General features: G+C 60.7%; 25 protein-coding genes. 10 read left to right on the top strand and 15 right to left on the bottom strand.

From position 1 onward, the window contains the following. Nucleotides 1-6 precede the first annotated feature (6 nt). The 10 genes from HNR03_RS16230 to HNR03_RS16275 all read right to left on the bottom strand — a co-directional run bounded on the left by HNR03_RS16230 (nucleotide 7) and on the right by HNR03_RS16275 (nucleotide 10,278). Nucleotides 7-774: an ABC transporter ATP-binding protein gene (locus HNR03_RS16230; RefSeq protein ID WP_259154606.1), complete on the bottom strand. Its 768-nt coding sequence runs from the start codon at nucleotides 772-774 to the stop codon at nucleotides 7-9. A 3-nt stretch (nucleotides 775-777) separates the two neighbouring features. Beyond that, a complete protein-coding gene (locus HNR03_RS16235) occupies nucleotides 778-2,118 on the bottom strand; it encodes an ABC transporter substrate-binding protein (protein WP_259154607.1) in 1,341 nt (446 codons plus the stop codon). Between the two features lie 25 nt (nucleotides 2,119-2,143). Continuing rightward, a complete protein-coding gene (locus HNR03_RS16240; RefSeq protein WP_259154608.1) occupies nucleotides 2,144-3,193 on the bottom strand; it encodes a branched-chain amino acid ABC transporter permease in 1,050 nt (349 codons plus the stop codon). Nucleotides 3,194-3,197: 4 nt separating this feature from the next. Beyond that, the gene (locus tag HNR03_RS16245; RefSeq protein ID WP_259154609.1) at nucleotides 3,198-4,079 is read right to left on the bottom strand and encodes a branched-chain amino acid ABC transporter permease; all 882 of its coding nucleotides are present in this window, start codon (nucleotides 4,077-4,079) and stop codon (nucleotides 3,198-3,200) included. Next, nucleotides 4,079-4,855 carry an ABC transporter ATP-binding protein gene (locus tag HNR03_RS16250; RefSeq protein ID WP_259154610.1) on the bottom strand — a complete coding sequence of 259 codons (777 nt, stop codon included), beginning with the start codon at nucleotides 4,853-4,855 and terminating at the stop codon, nucleotides 4,079-4,081. The genes HNR03_RS16245 and HNR03_RS16250 overlap by 1 nt, the downstream gene beginning before the upstream one ends. Then, complete coding sequence (locus HNR03_RS16255; protein WP_259154611.1) at nucleotides 4,852-5,757, bottom strand: AMP-binding protein; 906 nt, start codon at nucleotides 5,755-5,757, stop codon at nucleotides 4,852-4,854. The genes HNR03_RS16250 and HNR03_RS16255 overlap by 4 nt, the downstream gene beginning before the upstream one ends. A 748-nt stretch (nucleotides 5,758-6,505) precedes the next feature. Continuing rightward, nucleotides 6,506-7,909, bottom strand: coding sequence for an LLM class flavin-dependent oxidoreductase (locus HNR03_RS16260; protein ID WP_259154612.1), 1,404 nt, complete (start codon nucleotides 7,907-7,909; stop codon nucleotides 6,506-6,508). Then, complete coding sequence (locus HNR03_RS16265; RefSeq protein WP_259154613.1) at nucleotides 7,909-8,346, bottom strand: acyl-CoA dehydrogenase family protein; 438 nt, start codon at nucleotides 8,344-8,346, stop codon at nucleotides 7,909-7,911. The genes HNR03_RS16260 and HNR03_RS16265 overlap by 1 nt, the downstream gene beginning before the upstream one ends. A gap of 10 nt (nucleotides 8,347-8,356) precedes the next feature. Next, complete coding sequence (locus HNR03_RS16270) at nucleotides 8,357-9,559, bottom strand: SfnB family sulfur acquisition oxidoreductase (protein WP_259154614.1); 1,203 nt, start codon at nucleotides 9,557-9,559, stop codon at nucleotides 8,357-8,359. A 155-nt stretch (nucleotides 9,560-9,714) separates the two neighbouring features. After that, nucleotides 9,715-10,278, bottom strand: coding sequence for a helix-turn-helix domain-containing protein (locus HNR03_RS16275; protein WP_208668873.1), 564 nt, complete (start codon nucleotides 10,276-10,278; stop codon nucleotides 9,715-9,717). Here HNR03_RS16275 and HNR03_RS16280 point away from each other — a divergent pair. From HNR03_RS16280 to HNR03_RS16310, 7 genes are all read left to right on the top strand, one after another. Further along, entirely contained in the window at nucleotides 10,273-11,295 is a 1,023-nt protein-coding gene (locus HNR03_RS16280) for a DMT family transporter (RefSeq protein WP_259154615.1), read from the top strand. The two genes, HNR03_RS16275 and HNR03_RS16280, sit on opposite strands and share 6 nt — an antisense overlap. Before the next feature lie 316 nt (nucleotides 11,296-11,611). Beyond that, complete coding sequence (locus HNR03_RS16285) at nucleotides 11,612-14,530, top strand: monovalent cation/H+ antiporter subunit A (protein ID WP_259154616.1); 2,919 nt, start codon at nucleotides 11,612-11,614, stop codon at nucleotides 14,528-14,530. Further along, on the top strand, nucleotides 14,530-14,874 hold the full coding sequence (locus HNR03_RS16290) for a Na+/H+ antiporter subunit C (RefSeq protein WP_007986256.1): 345 nt from the start codon (nucleotides 14,530-14,532) through the stop codon (nucleotides 14,872-14,874). Before HNR03_RS16285 ends, HNR03_RS16290 begins: the two co-directional genes overlap by 1 nt. After that, complete coding sequence (locus HNR03_RS16295; protein ID WP_259154619.1) at nucleotides 14,871-16,556, top strand: monovalent cation/H+ antiporter subunit D; 1,686 nt, start codon at nucleotides 14,871-14,873, stop codon at nucleotides 16,554-16,556. The genes HNR03_RS16290 and HNR03_RS16295 overlap by 4 nt, the downstream gene beginning before the upstream one ends. Beyond that, entirely contained in the window at nucleotides 16,553-17,041 is a 489-nt protein-coding gene (locus tag HNR03_RS16300; RefSeq protein WP_259154620.1) for a Na+/H+ antiporter subunit E, read from the top strand. Before HNR03_RS16295 ends, HNR03_RS16300 begins: the two co-directional genes overlap by 4 nt. Next, nucleotides 17,038-17,316: a K+/H+ antiporter subunit F gene (locus HNR03_RS16305; protein ID WP_157714510.1), complete on the top strand. Its 279-nt coding sequence runs from the start codon at nucleotides 17,038-17,040 to the stop codon at nucleotides 17,314-17,316. The genes HNR03_RS16300 and HNR03_RS16305 overlap by 4 nt, the downstream gene beginning before the upstream one ends. After that, nucleotides 17,313-17,675 (top strand): Na+/H+ antiporter subunit G, encoded by a 363-nt coding sequence (locus HNR03_RS16310; protein ID WP_259154624.1) that lies wholly within the window; start codon nucleotides 17,313-17,315, stop codon nucleotides 17,673-17,675. Before HNR03_RS16305 ends, HNR03_RS16310 begins: the two co-directional genes overlap by 4 nt. Nucleotides 17,676-17,792: 117 nt before the next feature. Here HNR03_RS16310 and HNR03_RS16315 read toward each other — a convergent pair whose 3' ends face one another. The 4 genes from HNR03_RS16315 to HNR03_RS16330 form a co-directional block, all read right to left on the bottom strand. Beyond that, entirely contained in the window at nucleotides 17,793-18,230 is a 438-nt protein-coding gene (locus HNR03_RS16315) for a DUF3995 domain-containing protein (RefSeq protein ID WP_259154625.1), read from the bottom strand. A gap of 120 nt (nucleotides 18,231-18,350) precedes the next feature. After that, nucleotides 18,351-19,370: an ABC transporter substrate-binding protein gene (locus HNR03_RS16320; RefSeq protein WP_222587274.1), complete on the bottom strand. Its 1,020-nt coding sequence runs from the start codon at nucleotides 19,368-19,370 to the stop codon at nucleotides 18,351-18,353. A gap of 116 nt (nucleotides 19,371-19,486) precedes the next feature. Then, complete coding sequence (locus HNR03_RS16325; RefSeq protein WP_222587275.1) at nucleotides 19,487-19,690, bottom strand: hypothetical protein; 204 nt, start codon at nucleotides 19,688-19,690, stop codon at nucleotides 19,487-19,489. Then, complete coding sequence (locus tag HNR03_RS16330) at nucleotides 19,690-20,160, bottom strand: hypothetical protein (RefSeq protein WP_090185257.1); 471 nt, start codon at nucleotides 20,158-20,160, stop codon at nucleotides 19,690-19,692. Before HNR03_RS16330 ends, HNR03_RS16325 begins: the two co-directional genes overlap by 1 nt. Before the next feature lie 470 nt (nucleotides 20,161-20,630). Here HNR03_RS16330 and HNR03_RS31935 point away from each other — a divergent pair, with 470 nt between their 5' ends. From HNR03_RS31935 to HNR03_RS16345, 3 genes are all read left to right on the top strand, one after another. After that, nucleotides 20,631-20,819 carry a hypothetical protein gene (locus HNR03_RS31935; RefSeq protein WP_405046058.1) on the top strand — a complete coding sequence of 63 codons (189 nt, stop codon included), beginning with the start codon at nucleotides 20,631-20,633 and terminating at the stop codon, nucleotides 20,817-20,819. A gap of 158 nt (nucleotides 20,820-20,977) precedes the next feature. Further along, on the top strand, nucleotides 20,978-21,208 hold the full coding sequence (locus tag HNR03_RS16340; protein WP_222590456.1) for a hypothetical protein: 231 nt from the start codon (nucleotides 20,978-20,980) through the stop codon (nucleotides 21,206-21,208). A gap of 131 nt (nucleotides 21,209-21,339) precedes the next feature. Beyond that, nucleotides 21,340-21,579, top strand: a complete 240-nt coding sequence (locus HNR03_RS16345) for a DUF2789 domain-containing protein (protein ID WP_259154627.1) — start codon at nucleotides 21,340-21,342, stop codon at nucleotides 21,577-21,579. Between the two features lie 9 nt (nucleotides 21,580-21,588). On the opposite strand, the gene HNR03_RS16350 is transcribed toward HNR03_RS16345, so the two are convergent. Continuing rightward, nucleotides 21,589-21,792: a hypothetical protein gene (locus HNR03_RS16350; RefSeq protein ID WP_259154628.1), complete on the bottom strand. Its 204-nt coding sequence runs from the start codon at nucleotides 21,790-21,792 to the stop codon at nucleotides 21,589-21,591. Between the last annotated feature and the right edge of the window lie 76 nt (nucleotides 21,793-21,868).

The raw sequence follows: 21,868 nt of genomic DNA on the forward strand, positions 1-21,868 counted from the left end.
CACTGGTCAATGTTTTCCTAGATAGAAATCGTGCAGATCGCCCCGCGCCAGCAACGACTCGCTGCTGCCGGACAGCACCACGCGGCCGGTATCGAGGACGTAGGCCGTCGATGCGTACTTGAGTGCCACGTTAATATTTTGCTCGGCAATCAGGAAGCTCACCTGCGCGTCACGATTGAGTTGGGCGACGATCTCGAAAATCTCCTGGACGATAATAGGCGCCAAACCCATGGAAGGTTCATCAAGCAGTACCAAAGTAGGACGCGTCATCAACGCCCGGCCGATGGCGACCATTTGTTGTTCGCCGCCGGAGGTCAATCCGGCCTGGGTCTTGCGCTTGGTTTTCAGGCGCGGGAACCAGGTGTAGATCCGTTCCAGATCATGGGCCATGTCCTGGCGACTCAGACGCCGGACAAACCCGCCACTGCGCAGGTTGTCCTCGACCGTCAACTGCGCGAATACGTGCCGGCCTTCGAGCACGTGGACCATGCCTTGGCGCACCCGCACGCTGGGATCGACGCCTGCGGTATCGCGTCCAAGAAACTCGATGACCCCGCGACTCACTTCCGCGCGCTCGGCCCGTACCAGCCCGGAAATCGCCTTGAGCGTGGTGCTTTTGCCCGCGCCGTTGGCCCCGAGCAACGCGACGATGCCCCCCTTGGGCACCGTCAGCGACACCCCGGCCACGGCCAGGATCGCGCCGTCGTAAATGACTTCGATGTCTTTGACCTGCAACAGGTCAGGCGCGGCAATGTCGCTGGCGGCTTGGCTCATGACTTATTCATCTCCGGTGCAGGTGCGCGGCGTCAGGCCTTTTTCCTTGGCGAACGCCGCCGATTTTTCATCGATCAACGGCCGCAACAGGGCACGGTCGGCGGCGATCCAGTCGCTGATCAGCGTCCAGTTGGCGCCATCCCACTGCTGCACCCGCGCCGAACCGCCACCCTCATGATCCTTGCAGGACAGCTTGAGGTTCTGCATCAGGCCCAGATAGCCCATGTCCTTGAGCCGCGCGTCGTCGATGTTCAAGTGTTCCAGGCCCCAGCGTCCTTCCTCGCCGTTGAGCGGACGCTTGCCGAATTTACCTTGGGCGGTGCGGATCGCTTCCACCATCACCGCCGCGTTCACCAGCCCTGAGTTGTAATAGACGCTGCCAAAATTCTTCAGATCCTTGAGGTCGCTCTTGCCCTTGTCGAGGACGTATTGCTTGAGGCGTTTGTGGATCTCGAAATCGCTGCCGGCCGGGTATGGCGTCAGCGCCAGATAGCCTTTGGCGGCAGCGCCTGCAGGCAGTACATCTTCGCTGGAACTGGCCCAGATATCGCCGACGATGTGGTCCACCGGGAAGCCGAATCGCGCCGCCGTCTTGACCGCCACTGGCGTCGACACGCCCCACGTGCGCAGGAAAACCCAATCCGGGTTGAGCTGACGAATCTGCCGCCACTGCGACGATTGTTCGTTGCCCGGATCGGCCACCGGAATCTGGATGTTTTCGAAGCCGTACTTCTCGGCCAGCAACTTCAGCGGCCCAAGGGTTTCCCGGCCGTACGCCGAGTCGTGGTAGACCGTGGCGATTTTCTTGCCCTTGAGTTTGTCGAAACCACCCTCTCGTTGGGCGATGTAGTTGATCAGACTCGACGCCTCGCTGTAGAACGTCAGCATCACCGGGAAGTTGTAGGGGAACACCGTGCCGTCGGTGGCTTCGGTGCGGCCGTAACCGAGGGTGATCAACGGGATCTTGTCGACCTCGGCGCGCTCGCTCAGCGCATAAGCTGCCGGCGCGCCGTTGGGCGAATAGATCGCCACTGGCGCGCCGTCCAGGCCTTTCTTGAAGCGCTCGTAGCACTCGATGCCCTTCTCCGCCGTCCACTCGGTTTCGCATTCCTGCCAGACCAGTTTGACGCCGTTGATCCCGCCTTCCACCTCGTTGATGTAGTTCAGGTAATCGAGCATGCCGGCCCAGACCTGCACGCCGCTGGAGGCATACGCGCCAACGCGATAGGTGGCCAACGGGAAGAATTGCTGATCCGGCGATGCCTGGACCATCGGCACCGTAGCGCCATAAACCGCCAGCGCCAGAGCGGCGCCAACCAACGAACGTTTCAAGGATGCACGCATGTTGTCTCTCTAATCGTTGAGGAATTCAGAAGCGCAGCGGCCAGTGGCTCAGCCGTTCACGAAGGTTGCTCAGCAGGCGGATCAGGCCTTCCGGTTCCTTGATCAGGAACACGATGATCAGCACGCCGAAGATGATTTTTTGCAGGTTCTGCAACTGGCCGGCGTCCACCGCACCACCGAACAGCGCCTGGCCGGCGTGGCTCAGCAGGGTCGGCAGCAGGCTGATGAACGCCGCGCCGACGAAGTTGCCGGCGACGCTGCCCATGCCGCCGATAATGATGATGAACAGGATCTGGAATGAGCGATTGATATCGAAGCTGCTGGCGCTGGCGGTGCCCAGATAGGCGAAGGCCCACAGCGCCCCTGCGATGCCCAGGTAGAAAGAGCTGACGGCGAACGCCAAGTGTTTGTAACGCACCACGGGAATGCCGATCACCGCGGCGGCGGTATCCATGTCGCGGATCGCCATCCAGTTGCGGCCGATCTGGCTTTTCACCAGATTCACCGCAACCCAGGTCAGCACCAGCACCGTGGTCAAGGTCAGCAGGTAACGGCCCAGCGGTGTGTTCAGGTCATGGCCGAACAACGTCAGTTTTGGCGCGGAAATGGTCCCGGAGGATCCGTAGTTGTAGAACCAGGGAAATTTGACGAACAACCACTCCAGAAAGAACTGTGCGGCCAGGGTCGTGACCATCAGGTAAAAACCCTTGATCCGAGAGCTTGGCAAACCGAAAACGAAACCGACCACCGCGCTGATCAGCCCGCCGCCGAGCAGCGCCACCGGCAGACCGAGTTCGGGCAAACGCAGCAGGAAGCCATAAGTGGCAAACGCGCCGACCGCCATAAACCCCGCCGCTCCTACCGACGTCTGGCCGGTGTAGCCGGTGAGCAGGTTCAAGCCGAGCCCGGCCAGGGACAGCACCAGGAACGGGATCAGGATGGCGTTCAACCAATAGTCATTGCCGGTCAACGGCACGACGATGAAGGCGATCAACAGCAACGCAACCAGGCCAATCGGCACACGGCGTTCGATCAGCACCGACGGCGCGGTTTCGCGGGTAAGGGAAATCGTCATGGGTTCAGACTCGCTCGATGGCGCGCTCGCCGAACAGGCCGGCGGGACGGATGTAGAGGAAGGCCAGGGCCAGGACGTAAGCGAACCACGGTGTGATGCCGCCGCCGATCAACGGGCCGACGTACACTTCGGCGAGGTTTTCCGCGGCGCCGACAATCAGCCCGCCGACAATCGCCCCGCCAATCGAGGTGAAACCGCCGATGATCAGCACCGGCAAGGCTTTGAGCACCACCAGCGACAGGGAAAACTGCACCCCTTGGCGCGCGCCCCAGAGCAATCCGGCGACCAGGCCGACAATGCCCGCCACAGCCCAGACGATCTGCCAGATGCGGTTCAGGTTGATGCCGATCGATAACGCGGCGGTGGTGTCATCAGCCACCGCGCGCAACGACACGCCGATGCGGGTCTTGTTGAACAGCAACGCCAGCACCGTCACCAGCACGATGGCAGCAGCCGCCGCGATCAGGTCGAACTGGCTGACCATCAAGCCGCCTATAAACAGCGGTACATCATCGATGCCCAGGTCCAGCGCCCGAACCTGCGAGCCCATCAAACCCTGCGCCAGGCCTTCGATGATGAACGACAGTCCGAGCGTGGCCATGAACAAGGTGATCTGCGAGCGATTGACCAGGGGCCGCAACACCAGCCGTTCGATCAGCAACGCACCGATGATCATCACTGCCACGGTCAGCAACAACGCGAGGGCAAACGGCACGCCTTGATCGTGCAGGCTGACAAAGGTCAGCGCGGCAAACAGCAGCATCGCGCCCTGGGCGAAATTGAACACGCCGCTGGCCTTGTAGATCAGCACGAAGCCGATGGCGACCAGCGAGTACATGGTCCCGGCGAGCAGGCCGCCGAGCAGGGTTTCAAAGAAAAACGTCATCAGTGCACCACTCCCAGATAAGCCGCAATCACTTCGGGGTCGGCCTGCACTTCGGCGGGTGTGCCGTCGCCGACCTTGCGTCCGTAATCGAGCACCACGACGTGGTCGGACAAGCCCATGACCACGCTCATGTCGTGCTCGATCAACACCACCGTGGTGCCGAGGTCGCGGTTGATGTCGGCGATGAACCGGGCCATCTCTTGTTTTTCTTCGGCGTTCATCCCGGCCATCGGTTCGTCGAGCAGCAACAGGCGCGGCCCGGCGATCAAGGCGCGACCCAGCTCCACGCGTTTTTGCAGGCCATAGGAGAGATTGCCGACCGGCACATCGCGATGCGCTTGCAGTTCTAGGAACTCAAGAATGGCCTGGGCTTGCTGGCGGAAGTTCTCGGCTTCGCGTCGGGCTCGCGGCAGGTTCAACGCCTGCTCGATGAAGCTGCTGCGCAAGTGCCTCGAAAGCCCGGTCAGGACGTTGTCGATCACGCTCATCTTCTTGAACAGCGCGTTGTTCTGGAATGTGCGACCGATGCCACGCCGCGCGGCGGTCAAGGGATCGATGTGGGTGAACGGCTGCTGTTCAAAGACAATCGAACCGGCGTCAAACCGGTACACGCCGTTCAGAACGTTCAGCAGCGAACTCTTGCCCGCGCCGTTGGGGCCGATCAGCGCGCAGATCTCGCCTCGGCGCACCTCGAACGACAATTCATTGATCGCCTTCACGCCTTTGAACGACAGGGAAATACCGCTGACTTGCAGGATGGAATCGGTCGAGCTCATGCGATGTCCCGTTTGAATTCGGTGAGCCAGGTCGGCGTCGGTTGAGCGTGTGCGGTGCGGGTGGCTTGCCAGATGAAATGCAGGTTGTGGAAACCGAGCAGTCGGCGAACGCGATTTTTGATCAGGCGTTGCAGACCTTTTTCCGGGTGGGCGATGGCCCAGTCGCACAGGCGGCGGCGCCAGGTGCGGTGCGGGGCGAGACGACTGTCGATTTCATCGGCCAACCGTTGCAAGCGTCCGGCGGACAGCACCAGCCCCGAGGGCGCGACTTCGCGGCGATCCCGGCTGGCGCTGCCCGGACTTTCCGGGAAGGCCAGGGAGTGGCCGCTGCTCAGCCATTGTTCAAGCAACACCGTCAGGCCGGTCTGCCATTGCGTGCCCTCTTCGCTCCACAGTTGCGTGCCCTGGCTCCAAGGCTTGAGGCGTTGCGGGGTGTCCACCGGGCCGAGCAACTGGTTGTAATCCAGCAGCGTCTGGCCCTGCTCGAGCCACTGTTGGCGCGTCTGCCGGTCCTGAACGAAGGCGTGAGTCGGACGACTGCGCCCCAGAATCTTGCGCAGGGTTGGGGGATCGAGGTTGTCCGGCAACGTCAGCGATTGCCCGCCCAGGTGCTGCGCGGCGAGAGCCAGCAACAACAGATTCGGTTCGAAAGCACCGCTCAGGGCCAGGCGCGAATCCTCGGTGAAGCCTTGCTGGCGCAAGCCGTCGGCCAGGCGCTCGACATCACGCAAGGCGTCGATCCAGCGCCAGACAAACCACTGCCCGTGGCGCTTGTGGCGCAACGCCGGTTGCAACGGACTGACCTGCGCCCGATGGCGCAGTTGCTCCAGGGCCTGGGGCAGCTCGACCCGCCACTGGGCGGTGTCCGCTACGGGCGGACGTTTGAGTTCGTGCACGCTCATGGGTGACCTCCTGTTCATGGGCAAAAGCGTGCGGTGGTCCGCTGGGCTGAAGGATTGACGCGATGATCGTTCCCACGCTCCGCGTGGGAATGCCGCCATGGACGCTCTGCGTCCGCTTTGGAGCAAGGAACGCGGAGCGTCCCGAGATGCATTCCCACGCGGAGCGTGGGAATGATCATGTGTGTAAGACCCGGTCAACTGTGGGAGCGGGCTTGCTCGCGATAGCGGTCTATCAGGCAACATCAATGCTGGATGTACTGGCCTCATCGCGAGCAAGCTCGCTCCCACAGGGGATTCGTGTCGGATCGGGCATCTGTGTACGACCCGGTCAACTGTGGGAGTGAGCCTGCTCGCGATAGCGGTCTATCAGGCAACATCAATGCTGGATGTACTGGCCTCATCGCGAGCAGGCTCGCTCCCACAGGGGATTCGTGTCGGACCGGGCATCTGTGTACGACCCGGTCAACTGTGGGAGTGAGCCTGCTCGCGATAGCGGTTGGTCAGGCAACATCAATGCTGGATGTACTGGCCTCATCGCGAGCAGGCTCGCTCCCACAGGGGATTTGTATCGGACCGGGCATGTGTGTACGACCCGGTCAACTGTGGGAGCGAGCTTGCTCGCGATAGCGGTCCATCAGGCAACATCAATGCTGGATGTACTGGCCTCATCGCGAGCAGGCTCACTCCCACATTGGATCTCTGGTGTACCTGGTATTTGCATGCGACTTCGCTCCCACATTGAATGAGTTCAGGCCGACACCACTTTCTTCTCCTGCTGGCGCAACACTCCCAGGTCCCGATACCCCGCCCCCGGATGAATCTCCGGCAATCGCGGCCCTTCCCCGAACAACTTCTCGCGCAAGGTCCCCGGCGCGTAGTCGGTCTTGTACACGCCCCGCTTCTGCAGCTCCGGCACCAACAATTCCACGGCGTCGACAAAGGTCTCGTGAGTCAGCGCATAGGCCAGGTTGAATCCATCGACATCGGTCTCTTCAACCCACTCCTGCAGCAGATCGGCAACCGTCTCAGGACTGCCCACAAACAACGGACCAAACCCGCCGATGCCCACCCAATCGGCCAATTCGTTAGGCGTCCAGACCTTGTTCGGGTCTGCCGTAGAGAACGCCTCCACCGCCGACTGAATGGCGTTGGTGTGCACATGCTTGAGGGGTTCATCCGGTTTGAACTGGCTGAAATCGATCCCGGTCCAGCCCGAAATCAACGCCATCGCGCCCTCGTAGCTGACCCAGGTTTTGTATTCTTCGAACTTGGCTTTGGCCTTGGCATCGGTCTCGCCGAGGATCACCGTTTGCAAGTTGAAGATCAGAATCTTCGACGGATCGCGACCGGCTTCAGCGGCACGACGACGAATGTCGGCCACGGTTTTCTTCAGCAGCACTTTCGAGGGGGCGGCGACGAACACGCACTCGGCATGTTCGGCGGCAAACTGCTTGCCGCGACTCGATGCTCCGGCCTGATAGAGCACCGGCGTGCGTTGCGGCGAGGGTTCACAAAGGTGAATGCCAGGCACCTGGAAATGTTTGCCGACATGCCGGATCTCATGGATTTTGCTCGGATTGCTGAAAATCCGCCGTTCGCGATCACGCAGAATCGCGCCCTCTTCCCAACTGCCCTCCCAGAGCTTGTAGCAAACCTCCAGGTATTCCTCGGCGTAGTCGTATCGCGCGTCGTGCTCGGTCTGGGCCTTCTGGCCGAGGTTCTTCGCACCGCTTTCCAGATACGAAGTGACGATGTTCCAGCCAGCTCGGCCCTTGGTCAGATGGTCGAGGGTCGACAGCCGCCGGGCGAACGGATACGGATGCTCGAACGACAGCGAAGCGGTCAGACCAAAGCCAAGGTGCTCGGTGACCAGCGCCATCGGCGGGATCAGTTGCAGCGGATCGTTGACCGGCACCTGCGCCGCCTGGCGGATCGCGGCGTCCCCATTACCGTTGTAGACGTCATAGATGCCCAGCACGTCAGCGATGAACAAACCGTCGAATTTGCCACGCTCGAGAATTTTCGCCAGATCGGTCCAATACTCCAGATCCTTGTATTGCCATGAGCGATCACGCGGATGCGCCCACAACCCCGGCGACTGGTGGCCGACGCAGTTCATGTCAAAAGCATTGAGGCGGATTTCCCGGGCCATCAAACAGCACTCCGAACGCTTGGGGGATGGATACCGTTGAGGCGAAAGTTACCGATGAGGTGGAGTTTCCAGCGCAGCGGATCGTGCAGCGACCCCGGCAATACAGTGCGTTGTCCGGTGAGTTCGAATTCGGCGTTGCTGACGGTGTTAAGCGCCTCCGCGCTGGCAAGATGCGACTCGGCAATCGCGACGCTGATTTCCGTATCGTCTTCATGTCCGTCAAGAAACGCTTCGGCGCGTTCGAGCAGCGCCGCGGCGACTTCAATGCGAATGTGCAAATCGCCGAAACGGCTGATGACGTAAGGATCCTCCGCAACATGTTTTTGCTGGCGGACAAACCGCAGCGTCGCATCGAGCAGGCTGCGGGCGTTGTGCAGGTCATGCTGACTTTTGGCCAGGGGTTGCCCGGCAATTATCGGTTGGGTCAAGGCGTTCATGGTGGGCTCCTCAGTTCCAGGCGTGGCGCGCAGGCTTCACGCCGTTGAGCAAGTAGTTGCCGATCAGGTGGTATTTCCAGCGAGCCGGGTCGTGCAGGGTGTGGGTGCGGGCGTTGCGCCAATGCCGGTCGAGGTTGTATTTGCCGAGCACCGAGCGGGTGCCGGCCAGTTCGAAGAGCTTGCTGCTGGCAAGCAAGGAGATTTCGGCGGACAGCACTTTGGCTTGGGCGACCACCACTGAAGCGTGGGCCACGGTGTCTTCATTCGGAGTGAGCAACGCCGCGTCGATGGCCAGGCCGGCTTTTTTCAGGATCGCTTCGGTACCGTGGACGCGCCATTCGAGGTCGCCAATCGCGGCAATGCTGAACGGGTCCTGCCAGCCGTGATCCTGGCCGCTGTCGATCCATGGCCGGGCTTCGCGGGCGTAGCGTTTGGTTTCTTCCAGGGCGCCAACCGCGATGCCGGTATCCACGGCCGCCTGGATGATTTGCGAGATCGGGCCGTCGGCGGTGGGTTCGTCGAACGCCTTGTGGGCCGGGATCACCGCACTGAGCGGGACCTTGACCGCGTTCAAGGTGACGCCGCCGCTGGCCGTGGTGCGCTGGCCGAAACCGTCCCAGCTGTCGATCACCGTCAGGCCGGGCGTGTCGCGCTCGATAAACGCGATGAACGCCTTGTTCTCTTCATCGACCGCCACCGCCGGCACGATGTGCGCAAACAAGGCACCGGTGCAGTAGAACTTCTCGCCATCGATCTGCGCGGTGTCTTGATCAAACCGGATACGGGTTTCGAACGCGCCGGCATTTTTGCTCTTGGATTCGGAAAAGGCGTTGCCGAAGCGATAACCCTGCAGGACTTTGCCAAAGTAGTAGCGCTTCTGCTCTTCGGTGGCGGTTTGCAACAGGATGTCGAGCACACCGAGGTGGTTTTGCGGGATCTGGCCGAGGGACGAGTCGGCGGCGGAAATGATCTTGATCACTTCCGCGACGGTTACGTAGGAGACACCTGCGCCGCCATAGGCCTTGGGAACGGTGATGCCCCAGAGGCCACTGGCGGAGAACTCGTCGAGCTCGGCGACCGGCAAACGTCGCTCGCGGTCGCGGACGCTGGCCTCGATGGCGAAGCGCGCGGCGAGCTTTTGAGCGACGGCGATGGCTTCGGCGTCCGAACGAATCACGTGGGCGGTGCTAGGGGATTGGGCAGAGGCTGTCATGGGCGACTCCGGGATTCTGATGAATGCATCAGAGCTTTGCAGGAGTCGTGCCTGAAATTAATAGCGTTTAATTTCAATAACTTAATGAATAATGTGGAGTAACTTCAGCAGCTTCAAATCAACAAAGTGTCTATCAAGTGTTGATCGGCAAACAGTTAGATCACCACATTTCTGACAAACCGCGCAGCCACCAACCCATCATTGCGATAGGCATGGGGCTGGTCGCTGGCGAACATGTAGAACTCGCCGGCGGCGATCTCATGTGGCGTATCACCCAGCATCAATGTCAGGCAGCCTTCGAAGACAAAAATCTGCTCGCTCCAGCCTTCGGCGTCCGGTTGCGAAGGATAGATTTCCCCCGGTTGCAGGCACCACTCCCATTGTTCAACTTCGCGGGTGGCGGTGGCTTTGGACAGTAGAACGGCTTTGCTGCCGGGAATCTTTCCGGCCCAGGCCACTTCGTTGATGCGGCTGGGGTCGCGGGCATCCGGGGCCTGGATCAGGTCGCTGAACGCCACGTCCAGCGCTTCGGCCACGCGGTCGAGGGTGGTCAGGCTGACGTTCTTCTCGCCGGCCTCGATGGCCACCAGCATGCGCCGGCTGACACCGGACTTTTCAGCCAACGCGGTCTGGCTCATGTCGGCAGCATGGCGCAAGCGTCGAACGTTCTGGCTGACGTGCTGGAGGACCGAAGCCCGAGGAGTAGAATCTTTGTGCACTATATTGCTCACTTGGTGGGGTTGGGCAGTATACTGCGCAACATTCGGCGCATTGTGCGTCTCCCTCAGGTAGCGCGCAAGGTCATGACGTCGGTGAACTCCCCTCACACTTCTCCCCGCTTCTCGCGGTTCAGCAAGGCCGAGTGCGTGCTGGTGCTGATCACCATGGTCTGGGGCGGGACATTCCTTCTGGTGCAGCACGCCATGACGGTCAGCGGACCGATGTTTTTTGTCGGGCTGCGCTTTGCCGCGGCGGCGATCATTGTGGCGCTGTTCTCTTGGCGCCATCTGCGTGAGCTGACCCTGTTCGAACTCAAGGCCGGGGCGTTTATCGGCGTGGCGATCATGCTCGGCTATGGCCTGCAGACCGTGGGGTTGCAGAGCATCCCCAGCAGTCAATCGGCGTTTATCACCGCGTTGTACGTACCCTTCGTGCCGTTGCTGCAATGGCTGGTGCTGGGGCGGCGCCCGGGGTTGATGCCTAGCATCGGCATCATGCTGGCCTTTACCGGGTTGATGTTGCTGTCGGGACCTGCCGGTGCTTCGTTCAATTTCAGCCCGGGTGAAATCGCTACGTTGATCAGCGCCGTGGCGATTGCCGCAGAGATCATCTTGATCAGCACCTATGCCGGGCAGGTCGATGTGCGCCGGGTGACGGTGGTGCAATTGGCGACCACCTCGGTGCTGTCGTTCCTGATGGTGGTGCCGACCCGGGAAGTGATTCCGGATTTCTCATGGTTGCTGTTGTGCAGCGCGTTGGGCCTGGGCGCGGCGAGCGCGGCGATCCAGGTGGCGATGAACTGGGCGCAGAAAAGTGTCTCGCCGACCCGGGCGACACTGATTTATGCAGGAGAGCCGGTGTGGGCCGGGATTGTCGGGCGGATCGCCGGGGAGCGGCTGCCGGCGATTGCGCTGGTGGGCGCGGGGTTGATCGTGGCGGCGGTGATTGTCAGTGAGTTGAAGACCAAGGCCGTGTCCCAAGCGCAAGTTGATCTGGAGCGCGAATCAGAGCACTGATCGTTCCCACGCTCCCGCGTGGGAATGCAGCCCGGGACGCTCCGCGTCCCACGAAGCGGACGCAGAGCGTCCATTGAGGCATTCCCACGCAGACGGTTCGACGCCTCGACGTGGGAACGATCTAATCTGCGGTGTTTGAAAGATCGCTTTCGCGGGCAAGCCAGCGAAGGGGCCGGACCTGCTGAAAACACGCCTCCGAAACAATGTGAATCAGGGTTTTTCCGTCTACCTTGTAGGATTCTGCGACAGCTTGGCGTTTGGTGATCGGGGAGCTGGCACGTATGATGCTTCACAAACTTCCGCAGATTAGAAGCCTATGTCCCTGATAGTTCTACTGCTTCTGCCTTTTATCGGCAGCTGTCTGGCGGCTTTGCTGCCACACAACGCGCGTAACACCGAATCCTTGCTGGCGGGTCTGGTTGCTTTGATTGGCACCCTCCAGGTTGCCCTCTTGTACCCGCAGATCGCCCATGGCGGCGTCATTCGTGAAGAATTTTTCTGGTTACCCAGCCTCGGCCTGAACTTCGTCCTGCGCATGGACGGTTTCGCCTGGCTGTTCTCGTTGCTGGTGCTGGGCATCGGCACGCTGGTTTCTCTATACGCCCGCTATTACATGTCGCCGGACGATCCGGTGCCGCGATTCTTCGCGTTTTTCCTGGCGTTCATGGGCGCCATGCTCGGGCTGGTGATTTCCGGCAACCTGATCCAGATCGTGTTTTTCTGGGAGCTGACCAGTCTCTTTTCGTTCCTGCTGATCGGCTATTGGCATCACCGCGCCGATGCACGACGCGGCGCCTACATGGCGTTGATGGTCACGGGCGCAGGCGGTCTGTGCTTGCTGGCGGGGGTCATGCTGCTCGGCCATGTGGTCGGCAGCTATGACCTGGACAAGGTCCTGGCCGCTGGCGATCTGATTCGCGCGCACCCCCTCTACCCCATCCTGCTGCCCCTGATTTTGATTGGCGCCCTGAGCAAAAGCGCGCAATTCCCCTTCCACTTCTGGCTGCCCCACGCAATGGCGGCGCCGACACCGGTCTCGGCCTATCTGCACTCGGCAACCATGGTCAAGGCCGGGGTGTTCCTGCTCGCACGGCTATGGCCGTCGCTGTCCGGCAGTGAAGAATGGTTCTACATCGTCAGCGGCGCCGGCGCGTGTACGCTGTTGCTCGGCGCGTATTGCGCGATGTTCCAGAACGACCTCAAGGGTCTGCTGGCCTACTCGACCATCAGCCACCTCGGCCTGATCACCCTGCTACTGGGCCTTAACAGTCCGCTGGCTGCCGTGGCCGCGGTATTCCACATCCTCAACCACGCCACCTTCAAGGCGTCGCTGTTCATGGCCGCGGGGATCATCGACCACGAAAGTGGCACCCGCGATATTCGCAAGCTCAGCGGCCTGATCAAGCTGATTCCGTTTACCGCGACCCTGGCCATGGTCGCCAGCGCCTCGATGGCGGGCGTGCCATTGCTCAACGGCTTCCTCTCCAAAGAGATGTTCTTCGCCGAAACTGTGTTCATCAACGCCACCGCCTGGGTCGAGATGACCTTGCCGATTGTCGCGACCATCGCCGGTACGTTCAGCGTCGCCTACTCCCTGCGCTTCACGGTCGACGTGTTCTTCGGCCCGACCGCCACCAATCTGCCACACACCCCGCACGAGCCGCCGCGCTGGATGCGCGCGCCCGTGGAATTACTGGTGTTCACCTGCCTGATCGTCGGGATTTTCCCCGCGCAAGTGGTCGGCTCATTGCTGGCCGCCGCAGCCCTGCCCGTGGTGGGCGGCACCCTGCCGGAATACAGCCTGGCGATCTGGCATGGCTGGAACGCGCCGATGATCATGAGCCTGATCGCCATGTCCGGCGGCATCGTGCTGTACCTGCTGTTGCGCAATCAGCTCAAGCGCGGACGGTTCAAATACCCGCCGTTCATTGGCGGCTTGAACGGCAAGCGCCTGTTCGAGCGCGGCCTGGTGATCATGATGCGCCTGGCCCGTCGCCTGGAGCGGCGGATCAGCACGCGGCGCCTGCAAGCGCAGTTGTTCCTGATGGTGCTCGTCGCCGTATTGGCCGGGTTGATCCCGATGCTCCACAGCAGTCTGAGCTGGGGCGAGCGGCCGAAGATTGCGGGCTCGATCGTGTTTGTGATCCTCTGGCTGCTGGCAATTGCCTGTGCCCTCGGCGCAGCATGGCAGGCCAAGTATCACCGGCTCGCGGCCCTGACCATGGTCAGCGTCTGCGGCCTGATGACCTGCATCACGTTCGTCTGGTTCTCGGCGCCGGACCTGGCCTTGACGCAATTGGTGGTCGAGGTGGTGACCACCGTGCTGATCCTGCTGGGCCTGCGCTGGCTGCCGCGACGCATCGAAGAGGTCTCGCCGCTGCCGGGCAGCCTGCGCAGGGCTCGTATCCGGCGGATCCGCGACTTGCTGCTGTCGACCGTGGTCGGCGGCGGCATGGCATTGCTGGCCTATGCAATGTTGACGCGCCAGACCCCCAACGACATTTCCTCGTTCTACCTCAGCCGCGCCCTGCCCGAAGGCGGTGGCAGCAATGTGGTCAATGTGATGCTGGTGGACTTCCGCGGCTTCGACACCCTCGGTGAAATCACTGTGCTGGTGGCCGTGGCCCTGACCGTGTTCGCGCTGCTGCGACGCTTCCGCCCGCCCAAGGAAAGCCTGCAACTGCCGGCCCAGCAGCGCTTGCTGGCACCCGATGTTGTCACCGACCTGGTCAACCCGCGTCACGCCAGCGACACCGCGCTCGGTTTCATGATGGTGCCGGCGGTGCTGGTGCGGTTGCTGTTGCCGATTGCGCTGGTGGTGTCGGTCTACCTGTTCATGCGCGGGCACAATCAACCGGGCGGTGGTTTTGTCGCCGGGCTGGTGATGTCGGTGGCGTTCATCCTGCAATACATGGTCGCCGGCACCCAGTGGGTCGAGGCGCAAATGAGCCTGCGACCGCTGCGCTGGATGGGCACCGGTCTGCTGTTCGCCACGGCCACCGGGCTTGGGGCGATGGTGGCCGGGTATCCGTTCCTGACCACCCACACCTGGCATGTCGACCTGCCGGTGCTGGGCGACATCCATATCGCCAGTGCGTTGTTCTTCGACATCGGCGTGTACGCCGTGGTGGTCGGTTCGACGCTGTTGATCCTTACCGCCCTCGCTCACCAATCGGTACGGGGCCATAAAACCGCGGCCCTGCCCAAGTCCGTCGCCAGCAAAGGAGCCGTCTGATGGAAGAAGTCATCGCAATCGCCATCGGCGTGCTGGCCGCGTCAGGCGTCTGGTTGATCCTGCGGCCACGGACATTCCAGGTGGTGATGGGCCTGTGCCTGCTGTCCTACGGCGTCAACCTGTTCATCTTCAGCATGGGCAGCCTGTTCATCGGCAAGGAGCCGATCATCAAGGACGGCGTGCCGCAAGACTTGCTGCATTACACCGACCCATTGCCGCAAGCGTTGGTGCTGACCGCCATCGTGATCAGCTTCGCCATGACCGCGCTGTTTCTGGTGGTGCTGCTGGCCTCTCGCGGCTTGACCGGGACCGACCATGTCGATGGCCGGGAGCCTAAAGAATGAATGCGATGACGCACCTGATCGCCGCACCGATTCTGCTGCCGCTGCTGACCGCCGCCATCATGCTGATGCTGGGCGAAAAACATCGCCCGCTGAAGGCCAAGATCAATCTGTTCTCCAGCCTGCTGGGCCTGGGGATTTCCGTGGCGCTGCTGCAATGGACACAGTCCACCGGTGTGCCCGGCTCCATCGGTGTTTACCTGCCGGGTAACTGGCAGGTGCCGTTCGGCCTGGTGCTGGTGGTCGATCGCCTGTCGGCATTGATGCTGGTGCTGACCGGGATCATCGGCGTCAGCGCCCTGCTGTTCGCCATGGCGCGCTGGGACGGCGCCGGTTCGAGTTTCCATGCGCTGTTCCAGATTCAGATGATGGGCCTTTATGGCGCGTTCCTGACGGCGGATCTGTTCAATCTGTTCGTGTTTTTCGAAGTGCTGCTGGCCGCGTCCTACGGCCTGATGCTCCATGGCTCGGGTCGGGCGCGGGTGTCGTCGGGGCTGCATTACATCTCGATCAACCTGCTGGCTTCGTCGCTGTTCCTGATCGGCGCGGCATTGATCTATGGCGTCACCGGCACCTTGAACATGGCCGACCTGGCGCTGAAAATCCCGCTGGTCCCGCAAGCCGATCGCGGGCTGTTGCATGCTGGCGCGGGGATTCTGGCGGTGGCGTTCCTGGCCAAGGCCGGGATGTGGCCGCTGAACTTCTGGTTGGTGCCGGCCTATTCCGCGGCCAGCGCGCCGGTGGCGGCGATGTTCGCGATCATGACCAAGGTTGGCGTCTACACCTTGCTGCGTTTGTGGACGCTGCTGTTTTCGGGTCAGGCCGGCGCCTCGGCGTATTTCGGCGGCGACTGGCTGATCTACGGCGGCATGGCAACCATCATCTGCGCGGCCGTCGCGATCCTCGCGGCACAGCGCCTGGAACGCATGGCCAGCCTGAGCATTCTGGTGTCGGCGGGGATTCTGCTGTCGGCCATCGGTTTCGCCCAGCCGAACCTGATCGGCGCGGCGCTGTTCTATCTGGTCAGCTCGACCTTGGCGCTGAGTGCGCTGTTCCTGTTGTCCGAGTTGATCGAGCGTTCACGCTCCGCCAATGAAATGCCGCTGTTCGACGACGGCGACCTGCTGCCTCGCCCCATGGAATCCCTGCAACCGCCAAAGGGCATCAACCTCGACGACGAGCAGAAAGCCATGGTGGGCCAGGTAATTCCGTGGACGATGGCGTTCCTCGGCTTGAGCTTTATTGCCTGTGCGTTACTGATCATCGGCATGCCGCCGCTCTCGGGCTTCATTGGCAAGCTTGGCCTGCTCAGCGCCCTGCTCAATCCGTCGGGTTTGGGCAATGGCGCTGACGAACCGGTGTCGAACGCGGCGTGGGGGTTGCTGGCGTTGTTGATCCTGTCCGGGCTGGCGTCGCTGATCGCCTTCGCGCGCGTGGGCATCCAGCGCTTCTGGACACCTCAGGAACGGCCATCGCCATTGCTGCGCCGCTTCGAATGCGTGCCGATCATCGTGCTGCTGGGGCTCAGCGTAGCCCTGACGTTCAAGGCCGAACCGCTGCTGCGCTACACCCAGGCCGCCGCCAATGCCTTGAACAATCCGCAGCAATACGTCATGGCCGTGTTGGGCACGCGCGTGGTACCGAGCCCCGAATCCCGGGCGGCGATGCTGGAGGTGCAGCCATGAAGCGTCTGTTGCCTGCTCCATGGTTGTCACTGGTGCTGTGGCTGTTGTGGCTGCTGCTGAACCTGTCGCTGAGCCCCGGCAATCTGTTGTTGGGTGCGATGCTCGGGTTCTGTGCGCCGTTGATGATGCGCAAGCTGCGGCCGCGGCCGATCCGCATCCGTAGGCCCAGTGTGGTCGTACGTTTGTTCCTGCTAGTGGGCCGTGATGTGGTGGTCTCCAATCTCGCCGTGGCCTGGGGCGTGCTCAACGCAGGACGGCGCGCGCCCCGCTCGCAGTTCGTCAAGGTGCCGCTGGCATTGCGCGACGCCAATGGCCTGGCTGCGTTGTCGATGATCTGCACAGTGGTTCCCGGCACGGTCTGGTCGGAACTGGCGCTGGACCGCAGCATCCTGTTGCTGCACGTATTTGATCTGGAGGATGAAGCGCTGTTTATCGAGCACTTCAAGGCGACCTATGAGCGCCCCTTGATGGAGATCTTCGAATGAGCGAATTACTGTCGAACGCGATCCTGCTGAGCCTGTTCATCTTTTCCCTGGCGATGATCCTGACCTTGATCCGGCTGTTCAAAGGGCCTTCGGCCCAGGACCGGGTTCTGGCACTGGATTACCTGTACATCATCGCCATGCTGATGATGCTGACGCTGGGCATTCGTTATGCCAGTGACACGTATTTCGAGGCGGCGCTGCTGATCGCCCTGTTCGGCTTCGTCGGCTCGTTTGCCCTGGCCAAATTCCTGCTGCGTGGCGAGGTGATCGAATGACGACGCAACTGTCCCTGTGGGTGGAAATCCCGGTGGCGATCCTGTTGGTGCTCAGCAGCCTGTTCGCGCTGATCGGGGCGATTGGCCTGGTGCGGATGAAGGATTACTTTCAGCGCATGCACCCGCCAGCACTGGCCTCGACGCTGGGCGCGTGGTGCGTGGCCCTGGCCTCGATCGTCTACTTTTCAGCGCTCAAGTCTGCGCCCGTGCTGCACGCCTGGCTGATTCCGATTCTGTTGTCGATCACGGTGCCGGTAACCACGTTGCTGCTGGCGCGGGCGGCGCTGTTTCGCAAGCGCATGGCCGGGGATGATGTGCCGGCTGAGGTGAGTAGCCGGCGGAATGAGACCGGGAGCTAGACGCTAAAAGATCGCAGCCTCGTTGCACTCGACAGCTCCTACCGTGGGAGCGTAAACCCATGTAGGAGCTGTCGAGTGCAACGAGGCTGCGATCTTTTGATCTTGCATTACCTCAGCTCAAATCCAGGCAACCGCCAACAACCCGGCTCCCAGCACCACACACAACGGCGAATAAGCCCAGGTGTCGAGTCGGGCAAACGTCGAGCCCTTGACCTGCTTGAAGAACCCCATCAGGTTCGAATCGCCGATTGCCCGGGCGAACATCAGCATCGCAATTGCGCTGATCACCCATTGCAGCGACCAGTGCTGCACCGTGGGCAGGTACAGGCCGACCCGCAGGCACACCAGCATCGCGATCAGCAGCAACCCGACCGCTACCAGCAGCGTGGTAAATCCAGAAGGTTTGAAGGCAGGCCTTGATTCTCCCCCGCCCTCCCCGGGCACGCGCGGCACCGCCGCCTCGCTCCCCAATGTGCCACCTGCCGCCCAATACAGGTGGATCAAGCTGATCAACAGGAAGATGGCAGCGATCCATTGCGCGATCATCAAGCTCATATTCAGACATCCAACGTTAAATGTCGCAGGAGGATGGACCTCCTTGAACGTTTTTGTAAGGACATTCGTCATTGGCCGGGTACGTGACCCGACCAATGAGGTGTTTGCCAAACGTCTGTATCACTTCAATCCGGCAGCGACTTTATCCGCCACATCCTTGGGCACCCAGGCTTGCCACACGTCGGGGTGCGCCTTCATGAACGCCTCCGCCGCTTGACGTGGCGGGGTGTGTTTTTCGCTCATCTGCGCCAGGGCCTTGTTTAATGGATCGATCGGCAAATCGACTTTGCTGAAGAATTCGGCAATCTGCGGATACTGTTTCTGAAAAGGCGTGGACACACCAATCGACAGCTTGGAGGGCAGCGAGCGAGTCGGCTTGGGGTTGGGGTTGTCAGCGTCGGTCAGGGTTTTCCACGCCTCGGCATCAAAGGGCGGCTCCTCCAGCTGAATCAGCTTGTAGCGGCCGAGCAACGGCGTCGGTGACCAATAGTAAAACAGCACCGGCTTGCCACGACGGATCGATGAACTGATCTCGGCATCCAGCGCCGCCCCCGAACCGCTGCGGAAATTCACATAGCTGTCGTTCAGGCCATACGCCGTGAGCTTCTGCTTGTTGACCACTTCCGACGTCCAGCCAATCGGGCTGTTGAGGAAGCGCCCCTTGCCCGGACTTTCCGGATCACTGAACACGTCCTTGTACTTGGGCAGGTCACTGACGCTGCGCAAGCCTGGCGCCAGCGGCTTGATGCCCTTGGCCGGGTCGCCCTTGATCACATACTCGGGCACCCACCAGCCCTCGGTGGCGCCTTTGACCGTATCACCCAGGCTCGCGACCTTACCTTCAGCCTCGGCCTTGACCCAGACCGGACTGCGTCCGGCCCATTCCTCGCCAATGACCTGAATGTCATTGTTGGCCAATGCGGTTTCCAGGGTGATGGTGGTCCCGGGTAACGTATCGGTCGGCAAGCCGTAGCCCTTCTCGACGATAATCCGCAGGATATCGGTGATCAGACTGCCGCTTTCCCAGTTCAGATCGGCGAAATGAATCGGCGCCTGCGCAGCGGCGGATACCGGAGCAGGTGAACTCAATACTACAAACGTGGCCAGGGTAGCGACCAACAACCGTCGAAATCCTTTCATGCCTTTGCACCTCGTGCTGTCACAGCATTAGCAGGATGGCCTGACAGAAGACCGCAAGCCTCTGAATACTCAGTCATCTGACTGTAGTAGAGGTTCCTGCTTTCGAGGGGCACGAATTAATTTTCGGAAGTTTCCTGCAACCGTGCCAGCTCTCTTCTTACCATGCTGGCGTAGGCCGCCGGACGCAGCGCGTATATCTGTGACGCCACCCAACTCAGCCAGGCTCCCTGCAGAACCGCCTTGTGCTCGTACAACCGTCGGGCTTCGACGTGCGCACTGGCCTGGTTCTGTTGGTGGAAATCAGCGCGGGTCAGGGTCATTACTCGCTGGCCTTGAACGTCACCAGTTCGCCCTTGCGCCACTTGGCGGCTTTGGCGGTGACGGCCTTCAGGGTCTTGGTCAGGCCTTCCTGCAGCTGTTGGTGGGCGGCAAAGACCATCACCACGCTATGACCTTCCTTGAACACGATCCCATGACCATCGGCGGTGGTGACAAAGGCGTAATCGCCCAGGCCATACACCGTCAGTTTGATTTCGCGGAACTTGATGTCGAGCTTGCCGCCTTCACGACTGGGCAGCACAGAGGCACTGAAATGATCGCCAACCTTGAGCTTGAGCCCTGGTTTGTCATCGACCACCAACGCTTCTTCAGTGTCGAGTTCGGCAATGTAAATGCCTTCAGCGTTTTGTTCGGTGATGTAAACGAAACGTGACTGGAACTGTTTAACCAGCTTTGCGCGCAAATCACCCAGCACGAACAAAGCATGCATATCGAGATTACTTACTGCCAAGGAAACATCCCCACATCTGAAAATGATGCCGCACGCAGAAAAAGCGCACAGCAGAAAAAAGCGGCCATGCCGAAAATGTTGCCATGAGGCCCGGGTTGAAATCCTGAGCTGAGCGTAGCGCTCAGGCGTCGCGAGGTAGTGAGACTACTGGAATATCACTCGCGCCGTCCTCTGGGAAAGTCGTCAGAAGTTGAAGGAAAAAGCCCTTCTAGCCGCCAGAGGAAACCGGATTACCAACTTTAAGGAAAAAACTCTTTAAAAAAAGCACTTTTCCGACATATCGCCAGCAAAAAATTGCTTTAGATGAACGCCATTCGCCGGACAGTGATGGCGATTCTAGAGCAGCCATGCTCATTGAGACTACCCATAACGACGTACGCACGTCGGCAAAACAAGGAAAAGGACTTCTTATGTGCACCATGACTCACTTCGCCATCCCCATGCCACGACACAACGATAGCGCTCGCTCGATGCTTGCGCTGGACTTTCAGCCCCATGCGTATGCGCCTGAAAGCCCCCGAATGCCGCAATTTCAGGTTGTATTGGCAGGTAGCGCGTTCTTTCATATCAAGGAAACGGCCACCGGCCGCGTCAGAGGTTTCCGCGCCAGCCATAACGCAGCCTGCGCTCTTGCCCGCGTACTCGAGTCACGCGGCTGACGAATTCCAGGTTTTCATTGCCATAGACGTTTCGTCACACCGATGACTTAACTCAGCCGTCGACAGGCAACAACTGCCATACTGCCCGACCAATGAAATCCGTCCCCAGGGCGGACGGCGTTCAATACAACAGAAAATTTCCAAGGGAAGGCAGCTACGTGACGGAATTTGATATCGGTGAATTTTTTATCCGGGGCGAAGCCAGAGAGGTCGAAGGCGAATTCCAGGCTGTCATTGTCATGCGTGCCAAACCACCATTGACCGCGGTGACCTATCACCAGGTCGAGAAAGATCGCTGGTTCAAAACCTCGGATGTCGCCGACATTGCCGCAAAGGAAGCCGCCAAGGCCCTGAAACTTGCCGTCGATGAAGGTGCGTTGAAAGCCTGATCCTCAGATTTGCAGTCTATGCTCTCTCCTGCTTTCCACCATCGCTTTCGAACTCCTGACGCGCGGCCCCCTCAGATGCAATGAAGCCGCACTCAGATATCGCATTCGACGCGACCCGCAAGGAGATGACAATGGATTCACCTATACATGACTTGAAAGGCCTGTTCGACCAGCTTGGCCTTGATTCCAGCGAGAAAGCCATCGACGACTTCATCGCCGACCATTCTCCGTTGGCTGATGACAAGAAACTCATCGACGCCGAGTTCTGGACCCCGCAGCAAGCAAGCTTCCTGAAAGAGCAATTGCGAGAAGACGCGGATTGGGCGCGGGTGGTCGACGACCTGAACCTGCGCATGCACCAAGCTCACTAAACCGCACGGTCAATGCAGGCTGCCAGGTGCTACGGCGTTCAATTGCGCCAGCCAGGCAGCCCTGCACTCTTCGGCTTCATCGCGACTGCAATACACCGTCCCCCGGCGCTCGCCATTGAGCAACACCACCCAACAAACGCTCTGCCCCATCGCACGCAAATAGGCGGGTACGCCGCTGCCAATCATGACCGCGACATCGACTTTACTGTGCATGCTGCCCCCTCGAATTTCATTAGCAACCTAACTATGTAGGCATGTTAATGAGTTCATTCGCGAGGAAACAGCAACG

This window comes from Pseudomonas sp. JAI111 (genome assembly GCF_024809425.1).
Classification (GTDB): domain Bacteria; phylum Pseudomonadota; class Gammaproteobacteria; order Pseudomonadales; family Pseudomonadaceae; genus Aquipseudomonas.